General features: G+C 52.1%; 1 rRNA gene. It reads right to left on the bottom strand.

Going from position 1 to position 1703, the window contains the following annotated elements:
- Positions 1–102: 102 nt before the first annotated feature.
- Positions 103–1613, bottom strand: a 16S ribosomal RNA gene (locus J3350_RS13825).
- Between the last annotated feature and the right edge of the window lie 90 nt (positions 1614–1703).

Raw genomic sequence — 1703 nt, 5'->3', positions numbered from 1 at the left:
TTTCAGGGCCCTCAAAATCGAACAATATCTACTCTACTTGTCTCTGTCACCTGTTCCAGGAAGAAACCATCTTCGATGCTTCCTTCCTGCCTGACTCCTTAGAAAGGAGGTGATCCAGCCGCAGGTTCTCCTACGGCTACCTTGTTACGACTTCACCCCAATCACCAGTTTTACCTTCGGCGGCGTCCTCCTTGCGGTTAGACTACCGACTTCGGGTCCCCCCGGCTCTCATGGTGTGACGGGCGGTGTGTACAAGGCCCGGGAACGTATTCACCGTGGCATGCTGATCCACGATTACTAGCAATTCCGACTTCGTGCAGGCGAGTTGCAGCCTGCAGTCCGAACTGGGACGTTGTTTCTGAGTTTTGCTCCACCTCGCGGTCTTGCTTCTCTTTGTTTAACGCCATTGTAGTACGTGTGTAGCCCAAGTCATAAAGGGCATGATGATTTGACGTCATCCCCACCTTCCTCCGTTTTGTCAACGGCAGTCTGGCCAGAGTCCTCTTGCGTAGTAACTGACCATAAGGGTTGCGCTCGTTGCGGGACTTAACCCAACATCTCACGACACGAGCTGACGACAACCATGCACCACCTGTCTCTGCGTCCCGAAGGAAAAACATATTTCTATATCCGTCGCAGGATGTCAAGACTTGGTAAGGTTCTTCGCGTTGCGTCGAATTAAACCACATACTCCACTGCTTGTGCGGGCCCCCGTCAATTCCTTTGAGTTTCAACCTTGCGGTCGTACTCCCCAGGTGGATTACTTATTGTGTTAACTGCGGCACTGAAGGGGTCAATCCTCCAACACCTAGTAATCATCGTTTACGGTGTGGACTACCAGGGTATCTAATCCTGTTTGCTACCCACACTTTCGAGCCTCAGCGTCAGTTGGTGCCCAGTAGGCCGCCTTCGCCACTGGTGTTCCTCCCGATATCTACGCATTCCACCGCTACACCGGGAATTCCGCCTACCTCTGCACTACTCAAGAAAAACAGTTTTGAAAGCAGTTCATGGGTTGAGCCCATGGATTTCACTTCCAACTTGTCTTCCCGCCTGCGCTCCCTTTACACCCAGTAATTCCGGACAACGCTTGTGACCTACGTTTTACCGCGGCTGCTGGCACGTAGTTAGCCGTCACTTCCTTGTTGAGTACCGTCATTATCTTCCTCAACAACAGGAGTTTACAATCCGAAGACCTTCTTCCTCCACGCGGCGTCGCTGCATCAGGGTTTCCCCCATTGTGCAATATTCCCCACTGCTGCCTCCCGTAGGAGTCTGGGCCGTGTCTCAGTCCCAATGTGGCCGTTCAACCTCTCAGTCCGGCTACCGATCGTCGCCTTGGTGGGCCGTTACCTCACCAACTAGCTAATCGGACGCGAGGCCATCTCAAAGCGGATTGCTCCTTTTCCCTCTGGTCGATGCCGACCCGTGGGCTTATGCGGTATTAGCAGTCGTTTCCAACTGTTGTCCCCCTCTTTGAGGCAGGTTCCTCACGCGTTACTCACCCGTTCGCCACTCGATCGAAGAAGCAAGCTCCTTCTCTCTCGTTCGACTTGCATGTGTTAGGCGCGCCGCCAGCGTTCGTCCTGAGCCAGGATCAAACTCTTTATAAATGATATTTATCACTTAAAAAGTGTTAAATCTTTTTCGCTCAGTACGCAATCGCTTGCGTCCTGTGTGAATTACTTTGTTTGGAATTGTTT

The organism is Faecalibacterium sp. Marseille-Q3530, assembly GCF_017377625.1.
In the GTDB taxonomy this organism is placed as follows: Bacteria; Bacillota; Clostridia; order Oscillospirales; family Ruminococcaceae; genus Faecalibacterium; species Faecalibacterium prausnitzii_E.
The sequence above is the reverse complement of the archived record's forward strand: the minus strand, read 5'-3'. Positions and strand labels throughout refer to the sequence as shown.